This window comes from Nitrosospira sp. Nl5, from assembly GCF_900102495.1.
GTDB lineage: Bacteria > Pseudomonadota > Gammaproteobacteria > Burkholderiales > Nitrosomonadaceae > Nitrosospira.
In genome coordinates, this window is sequence record NZ_FMVQ01000010.1 from 1 (window position 1) to 24,143 (window position 24,143).

17 protein-coding genes are annotated in these 24,143 nt (G+C 54.7%); 4 read left to right on the forward strand and 13 right to left on the reverse strand.

The window, feature by feature from the left end:
* Positions 1 to 243 precede the first annotated feature (243 nt).
* The 11 genes from lpdA to sdhC form a co-directional block, all read right to left on the reverse strand.
* Positions 244 to 1,698, reverse strand: coding sequence for a dihydrolipoyl dehydrogenase (gene lpdA, locus BLP45_RS10230; RefSeq protein WP_090372306.1), 1,455 nt, complete (start codon positions 1,696 to 1,698; stop codon positions 244 to 246).
* A gap of 78 nt (positions 1,699 to 1,776) precedes the next feature.
* Complete coding sequence (odhB, locus tag BLP45_RS10235; RefSeq protein WP_090372308.1) at positions 1,777 to 3,072, reverse strand: 2-oxoglutarate dehydrogenase complex dihydrolipoyllysine-residue succinyltransferase; 1,296 nt, start codon at positions 3,070 to 3,072, stop codon at positions 1,777 to 1,779.
* A gap of 17 nt (positions 3,073 to 3,089) precedes the next feature.
* Positions 3,090 to 5,933, reverse strand: coding sequence for a 2-oxoglutarate dehydrogenase E1 component (locus tag BLP45_RS10240; RefSeq protein WP_090372310.1), 2,844 nt, complete (start codon positions 5,931 to 5,933; stop codon positions 3,090 to 3,092).
* A 33-nt stretch (positions 5,934 to 5,966) separates the two neighbouring features.
* Complete coding sequence (gene gltA, locus BLP45_RS10245; RefSeq protein WP_090372313.1) at positions 5,967 to 7,265, reverse strand: citrate synthase; 1,299 nt, start codon at positions 7,263 to 7,265, stop codon at positions 5,967 to 5,969.
* Positions 7,266 to 7,310: 45 nt separating this feature from the next.
* Positions 7,311 to 7,544, reverse strand: coding sequence for an FAD assembly factor SdhE (locus BLP45_RS10250; RefSeq protein ID WP_090372315.1), 234 nt, complete (start codon positions 7,542 to 7,544; stop codon positions 7,311 to 7,313).
* 7 nt (positions 7,545 to 7,551) lie between these two features.
* On the reverse strand, positions 7,552 to 8,247 hold the full coding sequence (locus tag BLP45_RS10255; protein ID WP_090372317.1) for a succinate dehydrogenase iron-sulfur subunit: 696 nt from the start codon (positions 8,245 to 8,247) through the stop codon (positions 7,552 to 7,554).
* Positions 8,248 to 8,393: 146 nt separating this feature from the next.
* The gene (locus BLP45_RS10260; RefSeq protein ID WP_090372319.1) at positions 8,394 to 10,880 is read right to left on the reverse strand and encodes a glycogen/starch/alpha-glucan phosphorylase; all 2,487 of its coding nucleotides are present in this window, start codon (positions 10,878 to 10,880) and stop codon (positions 8,394 to 8,396) included.
* 61 nt (positions 10,881 to 10,941) lie between these two features.
* The gene (gene zwf, locus BLP45_RS10265) at positions 10,942 to 12,447 is read right to left on the reverse strand and encodes a glucose-6-phosphate dehydrogenase (protein ID WP_090372320.1); all 1,506 of its coding nucleotides are present in this window, start codon (positions 12,445 to 12,447) and stop codon (positions 10,942 to 10,944) included.
* Between the two features lie 169 nt (positions 12,448 to 12,616).
* Positions 12,617 to 14,395 carry a succinate dehydrogenase flavoprotein subunit gene (gene sdhA, locus BLP45_RS10270; RefSeq protein ID WP_090372322.1) on the reverse strand — a complete coding sequence of 593 codons (1,779 nt, stop codon included), beginning with the start codon at positions 14,393 to 14,395 and terminating at the stop codon, positions 12,617 to 12,619.
* Positions 14,374 to 14,730 carry a succinate dehydrogenase, hydrophobic membrane anchor protein gene (gene sdhD / locus BLP45_RS10275; RefSeq protein WP_090372324.1) on the reverse strand — a complete coding sequence of 119 codons (357 nt, stop codon included), beginning with the start codon at positions 14,728 to 14,730 and terminating at the stop codon, positions 14,374 to 14,376. Before sdhD ends, sdhA begins: the two co-directional genes overlap by 22 nt.
* Entirely contained in the window at positions 14,724 to 15,101 is a 378-nt protein-coding gene (gene sdhC, locus BLP45_RS10280) for a succinate dehydrogenase, cytochrome b556 subunit (protein ID WP_090372325.1), read from the reverse strand. The genes sdhD and sdhC overlap by 7 nt, the downstream gene beginning before the upstream one ends.
* 391 nt (positions 15,102 to 15,492) lie before the next feature.
* Here sdhC and BLP45_RS10285 point away from each other — a divergent pair, with 391 nt between their 5' ends.
* Genes BLP45_RS10285 through prpC form a run of 3 tightly spaced genes read left to right on the forward strand, consistent with a single transcriptional unit; the run spans position 15,493 to position 18,573 of the window.
* Positions 15,493 to 16,476: a malate dehydrogenase gene (locus tag BLP45_RS10285; protein ID WP_090372327.1), complete on the forward strand. Its 984-nt coding sequence runs from the start codon at positions 15,493 to 15,495 to the stop codon at positions 16,474 to 16,476.
* A gap of 35 nt (positions 16,477 to 16,511) precedes the next feature.
* Positions 16,512 to 17,411 (forward strand): methylisocitrate lyase, encoded by a 900-nt coding sequence (gene prpB / locus BLP45_RS10290; protein ID WP_090372329.1) that lies wholly within the window; start codon positions 16,512 to 16,514, stop codon positions 17,409 to 17,411.
* Entirely contained in the window at positions 17,404 to 18,573 is a 1,170-nt protein-coding gene (gene prpC, locus BLP45_RS10295; RefSeq protein WP_090372331.1) for a bifunctional 2-methylcitrate synthase/citrate synthase, read from the forward strand. The genes prpB and prpC overlap by 8 nt, the downstream gene beginning before the upstream one ends.
* An 80-nt stretch (positions 18,574 to 18,653) precedes the next feature.
* Here the strand turns inward: prpC and chaB are convergent, their stop codons facing one another.
* Together chaB and BLP45_RS10305 are read right to left on the reverse strand one after the other, a co-directional pair.
* Positions 18,654 to 18,881 carry a putative cation transport regulator ChaB gene (gene chaB / locus BLP45_RS10300; RefSeq protein ID WP_090372332.1) on the reverse strand — a complete coding sequence of 76 codons (228 nt, stop codon included), beginning with the start codon at positions 18,879 to 18,881 and terminating at the stop codon, positions 18,654 to 18,656.
* A 191-nt stretch (positions 18,882 to 19,072) separates the two neighbouring features.
* Entirely contained in the window at positions 19,073 to 21,934 is a 2,862-nt protein-coding gene (locus tag BLP45_RS10305) for an AMP-binding protein (RefSeq protein ID WP_090372334.1), read from the reverse strand.
* A 755-nt stretch (positions 21,935 to 22,689) separates the two neighbouring features.
* On the opposite strand from BLP45_RS10305, the gene BLP45_RS10310 reads away from it, so the two are divergent.
* Positions 22,690 to 24,141 carry a bifunctional 2-methylcitrate dehydratase/aconitate hydratase gene (locus BLP45_RS10310; protein ID WP_090372336.1) on the forward strand — a complete coding sequence of 484 codons (1,452 nt, stop codon included), beginning with the start codon at positions 22,690 to 22,692 and terminating at the stop codon, positions 24,139 to 24,141.
* Positions 24,142 to 24,143 lie beyond the last annotated feature (2 nt).

Consider the following 24,143-nt stretch of genomic DNA (forward strand, 5'->3'; position numbering starts at 1 on the left):
GAATGCAAATAGAATGAAAGTAGCGTTATCCTAACTCAGTCAATACCACCAGTATATTGGGGAAACCCTGGTTTTATACTAAGGGAAACCCTTAGATGATAGGAAGTAGACATCTGGCGATATTGCAGTGGGTGCCATCGCATGGCCGGAGACGGAAAGTTGCCCCCCCATAAAAGCGGCCAACTGCGGGGATGACAGCGGAAGGCCGTGTCTGGCGGCAGGAATGCAGGCTCAGCCCTCGGTCTATATATGAATCGCGCGTTTATCCACACCCAGCGCCGCTTCATGCAGCGCTTCCGATAACGAGGGGTGAGCATGAACGATGCGTGCGATATCCTCACTGCTGGCTGCGAATTCCATCGCCGTAACAGCTTCGGCAATCATTTCCGAAACGTAGGGGCCGATCATGTGGATACCGAGGACGCGGTCGGTTCTTGCATCCGCCAGCACTTTGACGAAACCGCCCGTCTCGCCCAGGGCCCGCGCGCGTCCGTTTGCCCTGAAGGGAAACTGTCCCGCTTTATATTGAATGCCCGCCGCTTTCAATTCCTGCTCGGTCTTGCCCACCCAGGCAATTTCCGGCGAGGTGTAGATCACCCATGGAATCGTGTCGAGATTTGCATGTCCAGCCTGACCCGCAATAGTTTCGGCAACTGCGACGCCTTCCTCGGATGCCTTATGCGCGAGCATGGGTCCCCGCACCACGTCGCCCACGGCATAGACGTTTGGCAGATTGGTTCGGCAACTGCTGTCTACTTCAATGTAACCTCGGTTATCCATTCTCAGCCCGGCATTCTCGACGCCCAGACCAGCGGTATTGGGAATACGGCCAACCGCGACGATCAGTTTGTCCACTTCCAGTTTTTGTGTTCCCCCCTGGGCATCAGCATATTCCAGGGTAATATTTGTCCCGGCAGTTTCAACTCCGCTTATTTTGACGCCGGTTTGTATTATCAGACCTGATTCCCTGGTGAAGATTTTTCGCGCTTCCTTCGCCACTTGCTCATCGGCAGCCATGAGAAATCCGGGTAGCGCCTCAAGAATAGTGACTTCCGAGCCGAGCCTCCGCCACATGCTGCCCATTTCCAGACCGATCACGCCACCGCCGATCACACCCAGTCGCTTTGGCGCCTCCGTTAGCGCCAGCGCGCCGGTATTGTCCAGTATCCGCTCGTTGTCCACCAGGGCGAATGGCAATTGGCGCGGAGTTGAACCTGTGGCGATGATGATATGCTTTGCCTCGACGGTATCGGTCTGATCTCCGTTCTTCACTTCGACCCGCCATGTCATGTCGTTGCCGCTGTCACCATCTTCGCTATTCCCGAGCAGCGTTCCGCGCCCGTGCATCGAAGTGACTTTATTTTTTTTGAACAGCATGGCGACGCCGCCGGTAAAGTTCGAGACGATTTTATCCTTGCGGGATATCATTACGGGTACATCGATCGACAGCCCCTCCACGGTGATTCCATGCGCAGAGAACTTGTGTGCAGCACGCTCGTAATTCTCCGAGGATTCCAGCAGCGCCTTTGACGGGATGCAACCCACGTTCAGGCAAGTGCCGCCAAGGCTGGGTCTGCCTTGCGGATTTTTCCATTCATCTATGCAAACGGTATTAAGCCCCAACTGTGCGCAACGGATCGCGGCCACATAGCCGCCTGGACCCGCGCCGATTACCGCCACATCAAAAGATTGAGTCATGTTCTTTTTTATGAGAAAAGCGTGAGAAAGTGGAATATGAAAATGGGCGCTGCAAAGACGAGTTTACTGTTTATGCTGTCAGGCTTCCAGTAAAGGACTTATCGGGTATTCCAGCGCCTCTTTCATTGCCACCAGAGAAAGTACCGCTTCGCGCCCGTCTATGATTCGGTGGTCATAGGATAGCGCGAGGTAATTCATCGGACGAATCACGACCTGCCCGTGCTCGGCCACTGGACGCTCCTTCGTGGCGTGGATACCAAGGATGGCGCTTTGCGGCGGATTGATGATGGGAGTGGAGAGCATCGAGCCGAATACACCGCCATTGGTGATTGAGAAGGTACCACCGGTCAATTCTTCAATGGTCAGTTTTCCGTCCTGCGCGCGTTTGCCGAAATCAGCAACCTGCTTTTCAATTTCGGCCAGCGACAGGGAATCGGCGTCCCGGATAATGGGAACGACCAACCCGCGCGGGCTGCTTACGGCAATGCCGATATCATAATAGCCATGGTAGACGATGTCGTTCCCATCTATCGACGCGTTGACAATGGGAAATTTTTTCAGTGCCGCCACTGCCGCTTTGACAAAAAACGAGGTGAGACCGAGCTTGACCCCATGCTCCTTCTCGAACTTATCCTTGTAGCGAGCGCGCAAGTCGGTTATCGCCTGCATATTGACTTCGTTGAAAGTGGTCAGTATCGCCGCGGTGGACTGCGACTGCACAAGCCGCTCGGCAATGCGCGCCCGTAACCGTGACATGGCCACGCGTTGTTCAGGTCGATTACCACCGGGCGCAGCCACCGCCTCTACCGGAGCCGCTGCCGAAGCTTCCGGAGTTGGAGGGGAGGGTTGAGATTTGATTTCCACATGCGCGGCGACATCCTCTTTGGTGATCCGGCCGCCGCGCCCGCTACCTTTGATTGCGCCGATTTCTTCCGCATCGAGATTCGCTCGTGTCGCCATTTTACGGGCGGCGGGCATCATTTCCGGAGCGGACGCAGAGGTTGAAGCGGCTGCCGACCTAGGCTCCGCACCCTGTGGCGCTGAAGCAGGTTCCCCACTGGACGGTGCTGAAGCAGGCTCCGCATTCGAGGGGGTCGCGCCCGCAGCCGGGCTAACAGCCGCGGTTGAGGTTGCGGCCCCGGTGTCTATGGTGGCGATGGTTTCTCCGCCTGCAACTGTCGCCCCGTTGCCCTTGACGATTTTTGCCAGCATGCCTGTTGCCGGCGCCGGTAATTCCAGCACGACTTTATCCGTCTCGATATCCACCAGGTTTTCGTCGCGGTCAACACGCTGGCCCTCTTTTTTGTGCCAGGAAAGCAGCGTGGCTTCCGCCACCGATTCGGATAGTACCGGAACTTTGACTTCGACTAGCATGACGCGCAACCTCCTGGTTAAATTTTCTCGCGGAACGCCGCCGCTACCAATTCCTTCTGCTGGAAATTGTGTTTTGCCAGGTATCCCACCGCCGGGGATGCCGACGACGAACGCAACGCGTAGCCCAGAACTTGATCGGAACGCATGTGGCGCAGCAGATAGTGCTGGATGCGGTGCCAGGCCCCCTGGTTGCCGGGTTCCTCCTGGCACCAGAGTATATCTCCGGCTTGCGGATAGCGCTCGATTTCAGCCTGAAAATCATCATGTGGAAATGGGTACAATTGCTCGATACGGATGATCGCTACATCGTCTATCTTGTTTTCCCGCCGGTAAGCGAGCAGGTCATAATAAACCTTGCCGCTGCATGCAATGACGCGCCGCACTTTTTTTGGATCAATTTTTTCGGTTTCGGGAATCACGTTCTGAAAACCGCCATCGGCGAGATCCGCAAGGCTGGATACCGATTCCTTGTGACGCAACATGCTCTTCGGACTCATGATGATCAACGGCTTGCGCAGCGGCCGCACCATTTGCCGTCGCAGTATATGAAACATCTGTGCGGGTGTGGACGGAACACATACCTGGAGATTGTATTCCGCGCATAGTTGAAGATAACGCTCCAGTCGTGCTGAAGAGTGCTCCGGTCCTTGCCCTTCGTAGCCGTGGGGAAGCATCATAACCAGGCCGCACAGCCGCCCCCACTTGGCCTCTCCGGAAGCGATGAACTGATCTATCACCACTTGGGCGCCATTGGCGAAATCGCCGAACTGTGCTTCCCAAACCACCAGTTCGTCCGGTTCGGCGGTAGCATAGCCGTATTCGAAACCCAACACCGCTTCTTCCGACAATACGGAATCGATTATCGCGAAATCTGGCTGCTCCGGCGAAATGTGGCGCAGGGGAATATATGTGCCTTCGTTCCACCGTTCCCGGTTCTGGTCGTGAAGCACGGCATGGCGATGAAAGAACGTTCCCCGTCCTGAATCCTGCCCTGAAATGCGTACGGCAAAACCCTCGTTCAGAAGCGCCGCGTAGGCAAGATTTTCGGCCATCCCCCAATCCAGCGGCAGCTTGCCTTCGCCCATCAGGCGACGGTCGGCAATAATCTTTTCCACGCGTGAATGCAATTTGAATTTGGCGGGAATATCGGTGAGACGTGCCGCCAGATTCCGTAGTTCCGCCAGCTGCAGCCCGGTTTTAACCTTGACATCCCATTTGCCGCCCTTGAGGAAGGGAGCCCAATCCACCGCATGGGACGATTTGTAGCCATACAGTATGGTTTTGTTAGGATTGCGGCCTGCGTCCATATCATCGCGATAGGCCTTTACCATCTGTTCAGCCTGACCGGCGCTGACGATACCCTCGGTTTCCAGTTTATCGGCGTAGAGCTTGCGTGTACCCGGATGCCGGCCAATGATCTTGTACATCAGCGGCTGCGTCACCATGGGCTCATCCTGTTCATTGTGACCGAGGGTGCGGAAACAGACCATATCCACGACCACGTCCTTATGAAACCTCATCCGGAAATCAAGCGCGATTTCGGTCACCATGATGACAGCTTCGGGATCGTCACCGTTGACATGAAAAATCGGTGCTTCGATCATTTTCGACACGTCGGTACAATACAGCGTGGAACGGGTGTCCCGCGGGTCGGAGGTGGTGAACCCAATCTGATTATTGATAATGATATGCACCGTGCCGCCCGTACCATATCCGCGCGTTTGCGACAAATTGAGCGTTTCCATCACGACGCCCTGGGCTGAATACGCGGCGTCGCCATGCAGCAGTACAGGCAGCACCAGGTTGCCCTCCCTGTCTTGCAGGCGGTGTTGACGGGCGCGCACCGAGCCCTGCACCACGGGGTCGACAATTTCCAGATGTGAAGGATTGAATGCCAGTGTCAGGCGCATGACTCCGCCGGGAGTGGATACGGCCGAGGAAAATCCCTGATGATATTTGACATCGCCTTCAGTGAGTTCCTGTGCATGCTTGCCTTCGAATTCCTGGAACAGGTCGGCCGGCACCTTCCCCAGAGTATTGACCAGCACATTAAGCCGCCCGCGGTGCGCCATGCCGATAATCATCTGCTGGACGCCCATCTGGCCGGCGCGCTGCAGCAGATTATCCAATAGCGGTATCAGGCTTTCGCCGCCTTCACCGGAGAAGCGTTTCTGCCCGACATAGCGGGTATGCAGATATTTTTCCAGGCCTTCCGCCGCATTGAGACGCTCCAGAATATGGCGTTTGTATTCGGCCGAGTAATCGGGCTGCGCACGCGGGCCTTCGATGCGGTTCTGTATCCAGCGTTTTTGCTCGGTATCGGCAATGTACATATACTCCACGCCAATACTGCCGCAGTACGTTTGCTGCAGCGTCCGCAAAATCTCCCGCAGCGATGCACGGGCTGGACCGATCAGGGAACCGGTGCCGAATACGGTGTTCATATCCGACTCGGTTAACCCGTAGTGGGATGGATTGAGTTCCGGAACGTACGGTTTTTCCTGATGTTTGAGAGGGTCGAGACTGGCATGACGAACGCCGAGAAAACGGTAGGCATTGATTAACTGCAGTACCGATATCTGTTTGCGCTCTGTTACGAGATCACCCCTTTCCCGCACGGTTTCCTGGACAACATCCTGACCGTCCCGGCGTGGATGCTCTTTTGCGAGACGAATGAACGATTCTATTACGGGGCGATGCGGCACATCGTGGGAGGCTTGTCCCTGCGTTGGCAATTTATCAAAATATCCGCGCCACTCCACTGCAACCGATGCGGGATTTTGCAGATAATTCTCGTAAAGCTCTTCGATGAACGGCGCATTTGCGACGAACAGTAAAGAGTCCTCGAACAGCTGCTTCATATGGTTAAAACCCCGTTGTTTGGCAAAGCCGAATTATTTACGTAATGCAATTGGCACGACATCCCTGGTGACAGCGCCCGTATAGAGCTGACGCGGACGTCCTATTTTATACTCGGGATCGGAAATCATTTCGCTCCACTGCGCAATCCAGCCTACAGTGCGAGCCATCGTGAATATGGCGGTGAACATCGAGATCGGAATTCCCAAAGCACGCTGGACAATGCCGGAGTAGAAATCGACATTGGGATAGAGTTTCCTGGAGATGAAATATTCGTCTTCCAGTGCGATTTTCTCCAGCTTCAGCGCCAGCTTGAACAAACGGTCGTCATGCAACCCCAGTTCGCTCAACACCTCATGGCAGGTTTCGCGCATCAATTTTGCACGCGGATCAAAATTCTTGTACACACGATGGCCGAAGCCCACCAGTCTGAAGCTGTCGTTCTTGTCTTTAGCGCGGTCGATATATTCCCCGATACGCGAGTCGTCACCAATTTCCTCCAGCATGTTCAAGCAGGCTTCGTTTGCGCCGCCATGCGCTGGCCCCCATAAGCAGGCAATTCCGGCGGAAATGCAGGCAAACGGATTTGCGCCGCTGGAGCCAGCAAGGCGGACGGTGGAAGTGGAAGCATTCTGCTCGTGGTCGGCATGCAGAATCAGGATGCGGTCCAACGCCCGCGCCAATACCGAGTTGGGTTTATATTCCTCGGTGGGAGTGGCGAACATCATGTGCATGAAGTTCTCCGCATAATTCAGGCAGTTGCGCGGGTAGACGAAAGGCTGTCCGATATTGTATTTATATGTCATTGCGGTGATGGTCGGTAATTTCGCTATCAGGCGGAAAGCAGACAGTTCGCGGTGCGAGGCATCGGAAATGTCCATCGCATCGTGATAAAACGCCGATAAGGCACCGACTACGCCAACCATCACCGCCATGGGATGGGCATCACGGCGAAAACCGGTGAAGAAGCGCGCCAGTTGCTCATGAACCATGGTGTGCTCCTTGATGGTTTTGTCGAACGAGGCCTTTTGATTTCTGGTAGGCAGCTCCCCATTCATCAGCAAATAACATACCTCCATGAAATCGCATCGCTTGGCCAGTTGTTCGATTGGATAGCCGCGATAAAGCAGGATGCCCTTGTCGCCGTCTATGAAAGTTATTTTGGAACTACTGCTGGCGGTGGAAAGAAAACCGGGGTCGTAAGTAAACATCCCGCTCTTGGCATGCAAAGTACGAATATCCACCACATCCGGTCCCATGCTGCCGGACATGATGGGAAATTCAAGCGGCTGGCGGTTATCGAGATTGAGAGTCGCCGTATGTTTTTTTTCCATATTTGTCCCTATTATTTCTTCCCCCCCGATAAAACTACGAGGGAATTAAATTGTTTGCAAAAGATACAGTACGGGCTGAAGGTTGCTATCCTCCACTTCTTTTCTCAGCGCGATCATTTCCCACAAGTCATTATCGGGAAGATTCAGCAATGTATCAAATTGCCGCAGCCCTGTTTCGTCCAGCTGAACGTAATGTACATCCATGAAACGTTGCAGCACGATATCAAGCTCCAGCAAACCACGCCGGCAACGCCAGCGGGCGCGCTCCAGTTCCTTCATATGTGCCTCATACTGTTCTTTTCACCATCATGTCCTTGATCTTGCCAATAGCGCGAGTTGGATTCAACCCCTTGGGACACACATCTACGCAATTCATGATGGAATGGCAGCGGAACAGCCGATACGGGTCTTCCAGGTTATCCAGCCGCTCGGCGGTAGCCTGGTCACGGCTGTCGGCTAGGAAACGGTATGCCTGCAACAATCCAGCGGGACCGACAAACTTATCCGGATTCCACCAGAATGAGGGGCACGCCGTGGAACAGCATGCACATAGAATACATTCATACAGCCCATCCAGTTCCGCCCTTTCTTCAGGGGATTGCAGCCGCTCGGTTTCCGGCGGGGGATCGTTGTTAATGAGATAAGGTTTGATCGAGTGGTATTGAGTGAAGAATTGCGTCATGTCCACAATCAGGTCGCGAATTACCGGCAGCCCCGGCAGGGGGCGCAATTCCACCGGTTCTCTCAGGGCAGAGACCGGTGTGATACACGCCAATCCATTGCGGCCGTTGATGTTCATCCCGTCCGATCCGCATACCCCTTCCCGGCAGGAGCGGCGCAGGCTCAAGCTATCATCAATAGACTTGATACGCACCAGCGCATCCAGCAGCATTTTGTCAGCTGGCTCCAGGTCGATATCGTAGTCCTGCATGTAAGGCTTTTCGTCCTTGTCGGGATCGAAGCGGTAAATAGAGAACTTCATGTCTGATACCTCGGTTAGCGGGCATTTACCAGGAATGTCGAGATTGTCCTAATTCAGCACCAGGTAATTCTTGAAAAAGCCCTGCGAAAGCTGCAATAAAATCGCTGCCAAACTCGCTGCTGGAATATTTGGAACCGGCCAGGCAATCACTGCTCGACAGGTACCACCGGCTTCGCGTCCCAAATCTGGTCGGCATATTGTATGACAGTACGGTCACTGGAAAATTTACCCATATGGGCAACATTCAGGATTGCCTTGCGCACCCATCGCTCCTGATCCAGATAAGCGAGCTCAACCTCTTTCTGGCAGGCGATATAGGAGGCGTAATCCGCCAGCAGCAGGTATTCATCGCCCTGATGTAAAAGCGAATCGATAATAGACTTGAAGCGGTCCGGTTCATCCGGCGAGAAAAAGCCTGAGCCGATCATATCGAGCACGGTCCGCAATTCGGTGTTGGCAGAGTAGATGTCCCACGGTCGATAGCCGTTCGCCTTCATCTTCGCGACACCCGCCGCATCGAGACCGAATATAAAAATATTGTCTTCCCCGACCTCGCTGCGAATCTCGATATTGGCGCCATCCGCAGTGCCAATGGTCAACGCGCCATTCAAGGCCAGTTTCATGTTTCCTGTACCGGAAGCTTCCGTACCCGCTGTGGAAATCTGTTCGGAGAGGTCCGCAGCCGGGATCATCTCTTCAGCGGTCGAGACATCATAATTAGGCATGAACACGACTTTTAGCCGACCTGCTGCCTTTGGGTCATTATTTACGATATCGGCGATATCATTAATAAGCTTGATGATGAGCTTGGCCTTGACATAGCCCGGCGCTGCCTTGCCGCCAAAAATTACGGTGCGCGGCACGCCGTCGGCATCGGGATGAAGACGGATGCGGTTATACAGCGTTACCACATGCAGCACATTGAGCAATTGGCGTTTGTATTCGTGGATGCGTTTGATCTGAACGTCGAACAGGGAATCCACGTTGACGTCCACGTTGAGGTTTTGCTTCAATATGTCGGCAAAATGTCTCTTGTTGGCGCGCTTCACGGCAGCGAACTCCTCGCAAAAGGAAGCATCCATGGCAAGCGGGACCAAGCGCTGCAACTGATTCAAGTCCTTGACCCAGCCGGAGCCTATGCGTGAGGAAATAAGTTTTGCCAGGCGCGCATTGGCTTGGTTCAGCCAGCGGCGCGGAGTAATGCCATTGGTTATATTAATGATCTTGCCGGGATAAAAACGGTCGAAGTCCGCGAATATGGTTTGCTTCATCAGTTCGGTGTGAATTTGCGCAACCCCGTTCACCTTGTGGCTGCCGACGATGGCCAAGTGCGCCATGCGGATTCGTCTTTCGCCCTCCTCGTCGATGATGGACATACGGCGCAATATTCCGGTATCGCCGGGATATCGGTGCATCACGTCCTTCAAAAACCTGCGGTTGATTTCGTAAATAATTTGCAGATGCCGCGGCAGGACATTCTCAAACAGAGTGACCGCCCATGTTTCAAGCGCCTCGGGCATCAGGGTGTGGTTGGTATAAGCGAAGGTGCGGGTCGTGATGTCCCACGCTTTCTCCCAGTCGTGATGGTGCACATCCACCAGCACACGCATCAATTCCGCAATACCGATGGCGGGATGCGTATCGTTCAGCTGGATAGCGACTTTGTCGGGCAACGCATCAAAATTATTTTGATGCTTGCTATAACGATAAAGAACGTCGTGCAGCGAAGCGCACACGAAGAAGTATTGCTGCTTCAGACGCAACTCGCGTCCCATTGCCGTGCTGTCATCGGGATAGAGCACCTTGGAAAGGTCTTCGGACGCGTTCTTATCCTCCACCGCCTTGACGTAATTGCCCTCGTTAAAATAGCGCAACTCGAAATCCCGCGTTGCCTTGGCCGCCCATAAGCGCATGTTGTTGACGGTATTGGTATCACAACCTGGAATGGGGGTGTCAAAGGCCATGGCCATCACGTCATCGGTATCTACCCAGTGGTAACGCGCTACGCCGTGCTCGTCTTCATACTGAACCACGCGGCCATGAAATTTAACCTGGTGCAACACTTCCGGACGGGGAAATTCCCATGGATTGCCATAACGCAACCAGTTATCAGGATGCTCGATTTGCCTGCCGTCTTCGATGCGCTGCGCAAACATGCCATATTCATAGCGGATGCCATAGCCGTAGCCGGGCAGATTGAGCGTCGCCATGGAATCAAGGAAGCAGGCGGCAAGCCTTCCCAGACCTCCATTCCCGAGCGCCGCGTCGGGCTCTATTTCACGCACATCTTCCAGGTTGATTCCCAGTTCATTAAATGCCTGGCGGAATTGCTGGTCAAAGCCAAGGTTGTGCACGCTGTTCATCAGCGTGCGACCCATCAGGAATTCCAGGGAAAAGTAGTAAACCCGTTTTGCATCGTTGATATAGTAGCTGCGCATGGTTTCCATCCACCGGTCGATCAAACGGTCGCGCACCACATAAGCTGCGGCGAAGAACCTGTCGCGATCGGTAGCGGTGATGGTGTCTTTTCCCACCGAGTAGATCAAACAGTTGGAGAGAGATTGCTTGATTGAATCCGCGTCGAAGCCGAATTTCTTATGCGTAAAATCGGATTCTTTTAAAAGTCTGAGCATTGTTTATCTCCAGTTAAATTTGCGAGGTCTTCCAACCAAAATCCGGCAAAAATAGGCGATATCAAAAAGCCTGCAAATCCGCCCCTTCCGGATCCAGGGAATGACGCCAGAACTGATCGTCACTGTCGAATAGCCGATAAGTGCCGCGCGGCCCCCAGCTGCCGGCGTGGTAGCCATTAATAAAATCGCGCTCCATCGCCCATACCTTGATAATGGGATCCACCGCGCGCCATGCCCATTCCACTTCATCAATACGCAGAAACAGCGAATGATCGCCTTGCATCACATCCAGCAGCAAGCCTTCGTAAGCGTCGTAGTCGGCCTCGCTGCTTTTGCGATAAGTGGCATCCAGGCTGATGGAACGGGTATGCAGGTCCAGCCCCGGAACTTTGACCTGAATTTCCATCTTCAGACAGTCATTGGGCTGAATGCCCAGCATGATCCAATTCGGGTGCGATGACTCGCGATAGGTATGGCGCAGCAAATCCTGCGGCGGATTTTTGAAGCGGATGCAAATTGCCGAACTGTTTTCCGCCATACGTTTGCCAGTCCGTAAATAGAAGGGGACGCCGGCCCAGCGCCAGTTATCGATAAACAGCTTTAGCGCAGCATAAGTTTCGGTGGCGCTGTCAGGGGCTACGCCCGGTTCGTCCAGATATCCCGGAACGGACTTGCCGCCGATGATGCCGCTGGTATATTGCCCGCGAAAAGCGTGGGCATGCACGGAGTTCTGCGTGATCGGCCGTATCGCTTTCAGTACCTTTACTTTCTCGTCCCGCAAGTGCTCGGCGGATAATGTTACCGGCGGTTCCATTGCTACCAGGGCAAGCAGTTGCAACAAGTGGCTCTGGATCATGTCGCGCAGCGCACCGGCTCCCTCGTAATAATCAGCGCGCCCCTCGATACCCAGGGTTTCAGAATGGGTAATCTGCACATGATCGATATAGTGGTTATTCCACAGGGGTTCCAGCAATATATTGGCGAAGCGGAACACCATTACGTTCTGTACCGTGCCTTTACCGAGATAATGGTCGATGCGGTAAATCTGGGGTTCGTCCAGATGCCGGTACAAGCTTCCTTGCAAGGTCTGCGCGCTTAACAAGTCGTAGCCGAAAGGTTTCTCGATTACCACGCGGCACCAGCCTTTTTTCTGCTTGAGGAGGCCTATCACCCCGAGCTTGTCGATGATTGCCGGAAACTCCGATGGACGCACCGCCATGTAAAACACGACATTGGGGGAAAATTCGGGAGTTTCTTCCAGTACTTTTTGTAATTTTAGATATGCGTCACCGTCGCCAGGAGGATTGGGATGGTAATGCAACCGGGCACAAAAGCGCTCGAACGCCTGCTCGTCGAGCCCATCGGGAAATTTGGACCGCAGCATATCCGTTACCTCTGCGATCCACTGCTCGTTGCTCCACAGTTCCAGGCTGCAAGCGAGAATTGCCATTGTTTCCGGTAAACGCCTGGCGACTTCAAGCCGGAACAGTGCGGGGATTAGTTTACGCCGCGACAAGTTTCCCCCTGCTCCGAAGATAACCAGAACGCATGGCTCTATGGTTTTCATTTTATTTCCCTCGCATACGCGTTTCCTCAAGCGCCAAATGAAAAGTGTTTTCTTGTTTCGAACAAATACCGCGTCAACGTTTTTGTTCGACGCAGTTGACAAACAATACGATATCACTGGAACTTCGCATTTCTATCGAACTCCGCTCATCCGTAATGACTGGTTTTTGTTAATATGTTCTTGCCTTGGGGGGAAACGATTCCACTGTCAACGGTTTTAACCGGACCGGCTTGTAATCCAGCCGACGGCCTTCGCTGAAATACAAAGTATGCTTGAGCCACTTGTCGTCATCCCGCTTTGGGAAATCGTCGCGCGCATGGGCTCCACGGCTTTCAGTGCGCGCCTCGGCCGATATCATGGTAGCCACTGCTACTTCCACCAGGTTGTCCAGTTCCAGGGCTTCCACCCGGGCGGTATTGAAGACTCTGCTCTTGTCCCTGATCTCGGTGTGCTTGGCACGTTCCGCTAATTCGTCGACTTTTACCACGCCCTGCTTGAGCATGTCGGCGAAACGGAATACGCCACAATGCATCTGCATGGTTTTGCGGAGCGTATCGCCGACTTGCGCGACACTCTCGCCACTCTTCTGACCGTCCAGGCGGGTTAGCCGCGCGAGTGCCTTGTCGATGGAATCCGCCGGTAACGGCTTGTGATGCGTGTTCTTTTTTAAATCCTCGATTATCTGGTTGCCGGCAGCCCGCCCGAACACAAGTATGTCGAGCAGCGAATTGGTGCCCAGGCGATTGCCGCCGTGCACTGAAACGCAGGCGCACTCGCCTACAGCGTAGAAGCCTTGCACCACTTCCTCAGGCCCTGTTTTGTAAGGCGCAACTACCTGCCCATAAAAATTGGTCGGAATTCCGCCCATCATGTAATGCGCGGTGGGTGCCACCGGAATCGGCTCATGGATCGGGTCTGCATGCGCAAACTTCATGGCGATTTCACGAATGCCCGGTAACCGCATTTTGATCACATCCGCACCAAGATGGTCCAGTTTCAGCAGCAGATGATCGGCATCCCTGCCGCAGCCTCGTCCCTCCTTGATTTCCGTCGTCAGGGCACGTGATACAACATCGCGGCTCGCCAGATCCTTGGCGTGGGGAGCGTAGCGTTCCATGAAGCGTTCACCATCCTTGTTGAGCAGATAGCCGCCTTCGCCGCGCACCGCCTCGCTGATCAGTACCCCGACTCCATACACTCCTGTGGGATGGAATTGCCAGAACTCCATATCCTCCAGAGGAATGCCGCCGCGTGCCGCCATGCCGAGTCCATCGCCGGTATTGATGAATGCATTGGTGCTGGCGCTGAATATGCGGGCGCCACCGCCGGTGGCGAACAGTGTAGCCCTTGCCTGCAGCACCATGACTTCGCCGGTTTCCATATCCAGCGCCGTAATGCCGGATACATCGCCGTCTTCGTCGCGAATCAGATCCAGCCCCATCCATTCAATGAAAAACTGGGTATTGGCACGCACATTACGCTGATATAGTGTGTGCAGCATGGCGTGGCCGGTACGGTCGGCTGCGGCGCATGAGCGTGTCGCCTGTGCGCCGCCAAAGTTTTGCGATTGGCCCCCGAAAGGGCGCTGGTAAATTTTCCCGTTCTCGAGACGATCGAAAGGCATCCCGAAATGTTCCAACTCGTACACGACTTCGCTCGCCTGGCGGCACATGAATTCAATGGCATCCTGGTCGCCGAGATAATCGGAGCCTTTCACTGTATCGTACATGTGCCAGTGCCAGTTATCCTCGGTGACATTGCCCAGCGCCGCGGCAATCCCGCCCTGTGCGGCGACTGTATGGGAACGGGTGGGAAACACCTTGGACAACACCGCCACTTTAAGCCCCGCCTCCGACAATTGCAGTGCGGCACGCATCCCCGCGCCGCCGGCGCCGACAATCACGGCATCGAATTTTCTTCTGGCTATCACACCAGCTCCACCGCCCATAGAATTTCCACAGCCCAAATGGTATAAAACAGCAGGGACAGTATGACCAATATCTGTAATGCCAGACGAATGCCGGTAGCGTGAACGTAATCCATCAGGATATTGCGCATCCCGATCCAGGCGTGCCAGAACAGACTGACAAGAAACAGGAAGGAGGCAATGCGCATCCACCGCTCGCTGAATATTGCTTTCCATGAAGCATAGTCGTGAGGCGGAGAAATCAGCAGCATTGCCACCAATAAAAGAACGAAGACCGCCATCACCACCGCTGTGACGCGTTGCGCCAGCCAATCCCGCAGGCCATAATGCGCGCCGGTGACGATACGCCTCACCATATCACTACCGAGATCAGCAGCGTGAGAATAATCCCCGCGGCCAACACTATCTTGCTGCTTAAACGCGCCTGTTCCAGCGTGCCGCCATAATGCATGTCCAGTGCGAGAAAACGGATGCCGGCAAAGAAGTGGTGCAGGAAGAACCACAACGAAAGCATTAAGACAGCCTTGAATAGCGGGCTGGTCAGCAGAGATTCAACTCGGGCGTAGTCTTGTGGAGAATTCAGTAACATGTCAAAGCTGCAAAGGAGGAGAGGGATGCCCGGAAAGAATAACAGTGCGCCACTTACGCGGTGCAGCAGCGAAACCACAGCCGGTAGCGGTTGCCTGATTTCTGTCAAATCAAGATATTTTGGACGCTTTTTTTCCAATTTTTCTGCTCTCCGGAACGAGTGTTTCTACATTCACGGATCAGTGTAGACCGTTATACTGAGCGGCACAACCGGCGTGCGCTCACAAATAAACCCTACAATAAATCCGGTTTAAACCCGGGCTCATCCGAGGCGAACTTTGAATGCTGCCTAAATTGACAGCAAAGATGAATGTTTTTATAGTCCAGAGCGGTGTATATGCCTGACGGGGATTTCTGAATAAATCCTCTTGCCAGCACGCCTCACACGAGTGGAAACGCGAATGCGAAGTGGATCACTCTCGTGGGATTGTTATACCGGTTTCGCTCATCCGTCGAGAGATCCCTCGCGCGCTTGGGAAAATCAACTCAGAAAATTTCTTGTATTGGCAATTTCCTACAGGAGCGCAAGAATGAACCCTCCCATTCGCATCGCAGTCACGGGCGCCGCCGGCCAAATCGGTTACAGCCTGCTGTTTCGTATCGCCGCCGGCGACATGCTTGGCAAGCATCAGCCGGTTATCCTGCAATTGCTCGATATACCCCAGTTACTACCCTCGCTTAAAGGCGTGGTAATGGAATTGGAGGATTGCGCATTTCCACTACTGGCCGGCGTCGTCGTTACTGATGACTCCAAGGTCGCTTTCCGTGACGCTGGCATCGCGATAATGGTGGGCGCGCGTCCGCGTTCCAAAGGGATGGAGCGTAAGGATTTGCTGGAAGCGAATGGCGCCATATTTACCATCCAGGGCAGGGCGCTGGATGAGGTTGCCCGCCGCGATGTAAAAGTTTTGATTGTGGGCAATCCCGCAAATACGAACGCTTACATCGCAATGAGAAATGCGCCGGGTCTGAAACCGGAAAATTTCTCGGCAATGATGCGGCTGGATCACAATCGCGCTGTGTGGCAGGTCGCCACCAGGGTTGGAAAACCGGTTCTCGGCGTCAGAAAAATTATCGTTTGGGGCAATCATTCCGCCACGCAGTATCCGGACCTGAATCATGCCGAGATCGACGGCAACAAAGCTACTTATCTCATTAATGATCCTGCATGGGTGGAAAACTATTTCATCCCCACCGTCCAAAAACGCGGTACCGTGGTTATTGAAGCCCGAGGGCTGTCGAGTGCTGCCAGCGCCGCAAATGCGGCCATCGATCATATCCATGACTGGGTTTTTGGCACGCGGGAAAATGACTGGGTATCCATGGGCATCCCCTCGGATGGCAGCTACGGTATTCCCGAGGGCGTTATCTATGGCTACCCCGTCACCTGCCGGGGAGGCGGGTACAAAATCGTCCCTGATCTGGAAATAAGCGAATTCAGCAAAGTAAAAATGCAAGCGACTTATCAGGAGTTGCTGGAAGAGCGGGATTCCGTGAAGCATTTGCTCGGATGAAACTATTCTCCACAGTGTAATATTGTTCCTCGCATATGATTTCGTCCTCCGCTGGTTATCGTTTTCGCGCCGCTCTTGGCGCCGAAAAGCCATTGCAGGTGGCGGGCTGTATCAATGCCTATTCCGCCCGCATGGCGGATCGCATCGGCTTCAGGGCGATTTACCTTTCGGGCGCCGGAGTCGCGGCGTCATCCCTGGGTCTTCCCGACCTCGCTATGTCGACGCTGGACGACGTGCTGACCGACGTACGCCGCATCACCGATATCACTGACACACCGTTACTGGTCGACGCGGATACCGGGTTCGGAAATGCTTTAGGTATCGCCCGCACGGTGAAATCGCTGATCAAATTTGGTGCGGGAGCGATGCACATTGAAGACCAGGTGCAGGTCAAGCGCTGCGGCCACCGCCCCGGTAAGGCTATCGTCAGCCACGCGGAAATGACGGACCGCATCAAAGCTGCCGCGGACGCCAGGACCGACCCCGATTTTGTCGTAATGGCACGCACCGATGCGTTGGCGGTGGAAGGACTGCAAGCTGCGATAGACCGCGCGAGTCTCTATGTGGAGGCTGGCGCAGACATGATTTTTCCCGAAGCCCTGACTGAGCTGGACATGTACCGGCAGTTTGCCGCAGCGGTGAAAGTGCCCATTCTGGCCAACATGACTGAATTCGGTGTCACTCCCCTGTACACAATAGAGGAGTTGGCCCGCGTGGATGTTTCCCTGGTGCTTTATCCCCTGTCCGCATTTCGGGCCATGAATGCCGCTGCCCTACAAGTATATCGGGCAATACGCAACGAGGGCTCGCAGAAAAACGTGGTAGATATCATGCAGACCCGCGCCGAGCTATATGATTTTCTTGATTACCACGCATACGAAAAGAAGCTGGACGCCCTGTTTCCCGGCCTCTCTAAAAAGCCTCAAGATGAGTGAAGCTATCCCAAATCCCGGCTCGAAAGCCAAGAAATCGGTCATGCTATCGGGCGTGGTGGCAGGCAATACCGCCATTTGCAGCGTCGGCAGGACAGGTAATGATCTACATTATCGCGGCTACGACATTCTGGATGTAGCCGATTCCTGTGAATTTGAGGAAATTGCCTATCTGCTGATTCACGAAAAGCTGCCTACGCTGGCGGAACTGGCTGCGTATAAGGAAAAACTGAGGAGCCTGCGCGACTTTCCCGCCGGCATTAAAACGATATTGGAAACGATTCCCGCAACTGCTCATCCGATGGATGTTATGCGTACCGGCGTCTCCGCATTAGGTACGGTGCTGCCGGAAGCAGAGAACCGTACTATTGCAGGCGGACGCGATCTGGCAGACAGGGTATTGGCCTCTCTGGGGCCCATGTTGCTCTACTGGTATCACTATTCTCGTGATAACCGCCGAATTGACGTGGGAACCGATGATGATTCAATCGGTGGAAATTTCTTGCACCTGTTGCATGGTAAACCGCCGCCGCGGAACTGGTTGAAGGCAATGCACACGTCGCTGGTGCTATATGCCGAACATGAGTTCAACGCTTCTACTTTTGCCGCACGCGTGATCGCCGGCACCGGCTCGGATTTTTATTCCGCCTTCACCGGCGCAATAGGTGCATTGCGTGGAGCGAAGCATGGTGGCGCCAACGAGGCCGCATTCGATATTCAGAAGCGCTACGATAATCCGGATGAAGCCGAAGCCGATATCCGCCGCCGCGTCGCGAACAGGGAAATCATTATCGGATTTGGCCATCCGGTTTACACCGTCGCCGACCCGCGCAATCGCATCATCCGGGAAGTCGCAAGACAACTCTCTGTTAATGCCAGCGATATGAAGATGTTCGATATTGCCGCAAGGCTGGAAACGGTGATGTGGGACATCAAAAAAATGTTTCCCAACCTCGACTGGTTCTCCGCCGTAAGCTATCACATGATGGGCGTGCCTAGAGTCATGTTCACGCCACTGTTCGCAGTCGCGCGCACTAGCGGGTGGGCAGCGCACATTATCGAGCAGCGCCTGGACAACAAGATTATTCGGCCGTCGGCGAATTACGTCGGGCCGGATGATCGGGAATTTGTTCCGATTTCTGCACGCGACAGTCAGGCGGGGTGACAAGAAAAAATAAAAGTAAGGTCAGGCGATGACTCGATGATCGAAGGTAACAATCGGAACCTATCCATTTCTCCAGGTATTTACGACTTCTTACGCCATTTGTTGCCATCTTTTTCGTATTCGTGTTTCACCGCCGCCCAAGCTACCTTGTGCGCTGTTTCTTCGCGTGAAGCATGGCCCCTGCGTTCGGCGGGATCCCTATATTCATCCCAGGCATTATTGAAAGCCGCCCGGTATATCTCCTGGGCGTGTTTCGGCAGCACATCCCTGACATTGTCCGGAAGGTCTTCTAGCGTGTCGTATGGCATGGCATCTCTCCTAAGCGGTGGTTGGCGGGCGATTTTTGGGGTGCAGGCAAGTTGCAGCTCGATGGCGGTTATTCTTCAACACTGAATTTCCGATCTCCTCAAAAATGTTGATAACATATGTTTCCTGGTTTCTGCTTCGGCGATTATTACGAAAAACGATAAACGTGTCCCTCCTTATTCGCGTGCGCTCTCTATTCGGAGCGTGCATCGCTTAGACTTCCCGATGCGAGGTCCGGCTCTCCACACAGACGTAAGATTTCCGCGCGAGCGGCGTCCCGCAGACGAACGGTGGCCGCCCAGTCTTTCCCATCCGGCATGATTGGCTTGCTGATGATAATGGTGATAGCTCCGCGGCGTGGAAACCAATGATCGGCGCGAAGAATGGAGCGGGTGCCACGAATGCTCATGGGCACTATCGGTACACCTGCCTCGGCCGCTACCACAAACGCGCCCATATGGAACGGTAACAAGCCTGGCATGCGGTTGAATGTGCCTTCCGGGAAAAATATCGGACAGCGGCCAGACTGCAGAGAGAGTGCCACCTGCTTTAATTCGTCCATACCGCGTTCCGGATCGAAGCGCTCGACGAAATCCGACCCAATATGCCGCAAATACACGCGCGAAACGATATTGTCCAGCAGCTCCCGCTTGGCCACAAAACTGAAATACCCCTTGGCACTGAATCCGCCTGGCAGGGCCGCGACGAGCATGATCCCATCAAGGTAGCTGGCATGGTTTGCCACCAGCACGCAAGGTGTCTTGCGGGGGAAATTTTCCAATCCGTGAACCACCAATGGAGTTCCTGACAAACGTGTGAGGATCTGCGCGCTCCCGCGACTCACCGCCCAACCCCAGGCGGGACGGGGCAGCAGCGCGGTTGCCAGCCAGGTTGCCGGTGCCAGGAGGGAGAACAATGCCCACACATACGCGGCGTAGAGAATGTCGGACGTCATCCTGCTGCCGCGGCGCAACTGAGGCAGCACACCAGCAAACGCCAGCCGGATCACCTGCCACCATACCGGTCGCGGGGAAGCCACACCCTTTTCATACAGCTCACGGCAGGCTGCCCGACGGATCTTGCCACTTGAAGTTTTGAGCACACTATGGACGGGCGCCAGCACGATGTCGTCTGCCGGCATTCCCAGCATATCCAGAGTCAGGGAATTGATTTGGCTACGCAATTCCTCACGCTTTCCGGAATCGGTATCGCGTACTTCGGCTAGAACCACCAGGCGCTCCGTGCCGGAAACTGGATCCGGGCTGCCAAAAACCGCGACGCACCCCTTGCGAATGCCGGCGATATTACCCACCGCCTCCTCCAGTTCATAGGGGTAGATATTGCGCCCGGCGCGGATAATGATGTCTTTTGCGCGTCCGGTCAGATAAAGATCACCTGCAGCGACATAGGCGAGATCGCCAGAATCCAGCCATCCGTCGTGGAACAACTGGCGATTCTGCTCAGGATTACGGAAGTAACCGCTAGTAGCGGACGGCCCTTTGAATTCCACGCGGCCTTCCACCCGCTCGCCCACTTCATTGCTCATCGCGTCAACGATTTTGATCTGATGGCCGGGAAGCGGCGGGCCACAAGCCACGAAGCGCAGCGCATCCGCCTCCTCGCTGCCGGCCGGATCCGCCTGACCGGAACGCGTGAATTTATCCCGTTTAATACGATCGATCAGCGGTCCGCGCCCTGGCGGTGGGAAAGCCAGCCCTACTGAACATTCAGCCAGTCCGTATACCGGTGCAATCGCCTCCGGATGTAGCCCATAGCGGGCGAAGCGCTGCGTGAAGTTGACGATGGTCTCGGGACTTACCGGTTCGGCACCGTTGAAAGCCATGCGCCAACTAGATAGATCCAGTCCGTCGAGAGCATCGTCCGGAATCTTGCGCAGGCACAGCTCATAGCCGAAATTGGGGGATGCCGAAAGGGTGCCGCGGTGCCGATGGATTGCCCACAGCCAGCGCTCCGGCCGTGCCAGAAAGGTGATTGGCGACATCACTACCAAGGGGCAGGCATAATACAGACTGCCCAGCCAGGCGCCGATCAATCCCATGTCATGATACAGCGGCAACCAACTGACAAACACGTCCGTGGAAGTGACCTGCGTCACCTGCCCCATCGCGCGGATATTGGCCAATAGATTGGCATGAGTCAAGGCAACACCCTTCGGGTTGGCGGTGCTGCCGGAAGTGTACTGGAGCAGCGCAATCTGCCCGGCCTGGTGAGGATATCCTGGCGCTTGCCGGGGAACGGACAGTTCGCCCGCGGTGACAACTGCGCCTAAGGTCTCCACCTGTGCCTGGAGCAGCCTCGCGGCAGGCCTCGCCTCAGGTACAGTAATCAGGATCACAGCAAGTGCGTTGGACAGAATGCCGGCATGCCGGCGCAGATGATCCTCGATTTGTGAGGCCCGAGCAGGTGGATAAATTGGCACGGGTACCCCGCCAGCCAGAAGCGCTCCAAAGAAGCAGCAGAAATAGTCGTGGCTGGTCGGTAGCATGATGGCCACAGACTGTTCGGGCTGCAACCCATATTCCAGCAGTCCCGATGCAATCTCCCGGGCGCTTTTCTGCAAGGCAGCGTAGGAGATTCCGGTTTCTTTGCCTGCTTCATCCAGCAATGTAATGTGCATCCGATGCGGGTGGGAGTGCACATGCCAATCAAGAACCTGCGGCAGAGTAAGCGCATCTGACGGTTCGGCTTGTGCCCGGACTGGGGCGTCACTCCGCTGCATTCCCTTCAGCGGCATCGCTGAGGGCACAGCAGTCAACACTGCTTGCAACAGGTCGCGCGGCGTTTCAGCATTGGCAAGCATTTGTTCCGGTAGACTGATTCGGAAGATGCGCTCTGTGCGAGCGATCAGTTCCACGCGCCAGAGACTGTCAAAGCCCAGATCCCGCTCCAGGGAACTGTCTAGTGTTGCCGACATTTCTGCCCCGGAACGTGCGTGCAATTCCACTGCTAGCTGCCGCACGATTTCCAGGAGCACGCGGGCCGCATCTTCTTCCGTATTCATTACCTGCTCTGTTGTCTGCTGCTGTTCAGTCAAATCTGATCTCCCTCGCGCACAGCGAGTTTCCTCACCTCAATCTCTGATCATGACCATATGATCCTGCATTACAACTTTCTTTATAGCACAGCGGCCGCCCGGGATTGAGTTCGTAAAATATTGCTGTAAGCAAGTAGATTGATGCTAGCACTCTCCTCGTAACTACCCTCGCCTTCGTCGGCTGCACCCATCTTTTCCAAACGAATGCACCTATCGTGGGAAACATTGCAAGTCCCGATCCGCCTTTGCATATCGCAAGAGCAGTCGCATCGTAAAAACGCTTTACCACGCCTGGTACTACCGTCGATAGGGGGGGCAAGACTCGCGAAATATCTGTGCCGTTACTGGCAGCAGTGTGTGCGTTACGCCGGCGGCGCACTGGAGGGGTGGACGAAGGGCAGGGGAGCAGGTTCGGAACGCGCGCTCTTCCATCATGGGAATGACGGTAGTACCAGGAGAAATAATCGAGAAGTGTATTCAGACGAGTACTGGATGAAGGCTCAACCCGGATAGGGCGACCACGGTACTATCATCAACGGCTCAGAATACCGAGGTTGCTTGCCGCTTACCTGTTACGGAGTCAGCCATCATAAATGGGGAATATTTCTGGATTCCCGCTTTCGCGGGAAAGACGGACTCTCTCTGTTGGATGTTGGTGACTCACGGGGTAGTTCGTTTTCGGCCGCTTTCGCGGGAAGACAGTGATCCCTGTCGGATGGCTGGCTCTATAGGTTGGCTGCTCTATAATATGTGCCATGTCGTCCCACATCTCCAATATCCGTCCCCATCCCGATCAAGTGCTGGGAGACATTGCCGATTATGTCGTCAATCCCAGTGTTCTCAGCAGCCTGGCTTATGATACGGCGCGCAACTGCCTGATGGATTCTCTCGGCTGTGCGATGGAAGCGCTTACTTACCCGGCCTGCACCGGACTGCTCGGACCGCTTGTCTCGGGCACGATAGTGCCCAATGGCGCGAAAATTCCCGGCACCCTTTTTCAGCTCGATCCGGTACAGGCTGCGTTCAATATCGGTACCATGATTCGCTGGCTCGATTTCAACGATACCTGGCTTGCTGCCGAGTGGGGCCATCCATCGGATAATCTCGGAGGCATACTTGCGGTGGCGGACTGGTGTGCACGTCATGCCGTGGCTAACGGGAAGAGGCCTTTCACTATGCGCGACGTCCTGAACTCAATGATCAAGGCACATGAAATCCAGGGTTGCCTCGCGTTGGAAAACAGCTTCAATAAAATCGGGCTGGATCATGTGGTGCTGGTTAAGGTTGCATCCGTCGCGGTGGTGACGCATTTATTAGGCGGCAGCCGCGGGCAGATCATTGATGCGCTTTCGCAGGCGTGGGTGGATGGACAACCGCTGCGTACCTACCGCCATGCGCCGAATACCGGCTCGCGCAAATCCTGGGCGGCGGGCGACGCCACCAGCCGCGCAGTCTGGCTCGCGCTGATTACGCTGAAGGGAGAAATGGGTTATCCCTCGGCGCTCACCGCCAAAACCTGGGGGTTTTATGATGCGCTATTCAAGGGGCGGCCATTCAGCTTCCAGAGGCCGATTGCGCAGTGGGGCTCATATGTGATGGAAAATGTATTGTTCAAGGTTTCGTTCCCTGCTGAATTTCATTCCCAGACAGCGGCAGAATGTGCCCTGCAGATCCATCCCTGGGTAAAAGAGCGGATCGATGAGATCGATAAAATCACAATTCGTACTCACGAGGCGGCGGTCCGTATCATCGACAAGAAAGGGCCGTTGTACAACGCTGCCGACCGTGATCATTGCATCCAGTACATCGTCGCGGTAACGCTGATTTTTGGGAGGCTTACCGCTGCCGATTATGAGGATGCTGTGGCAAGCGATCCGCGCATTGACACGCTGCGCGCGAAAATCACTTGTGTCGAGGACTCGCGGTTTACCCGGGATTATTACGATCCCGAAAAACGCTCTATCACCAACGGCATTACGGTGGAATTCAGGGATGGCAGCAAGCTGGATGAAGTCGTTGTGGAATACCCCATCGGTCACAAGCTTCGTCGTCACGAAGGCATTCCACTACTGGAAGAAAAGTTTAGAACCAACCTCGCGCGCCGCTTCCCGGTAACGCAGCAAAAGGAGATAATTGACATCTGCCTGGACCAAATAAGACTGGAAGCAATGCCGGTTAACGAGTTTGTTGACAGTTTTGTAATTTAACG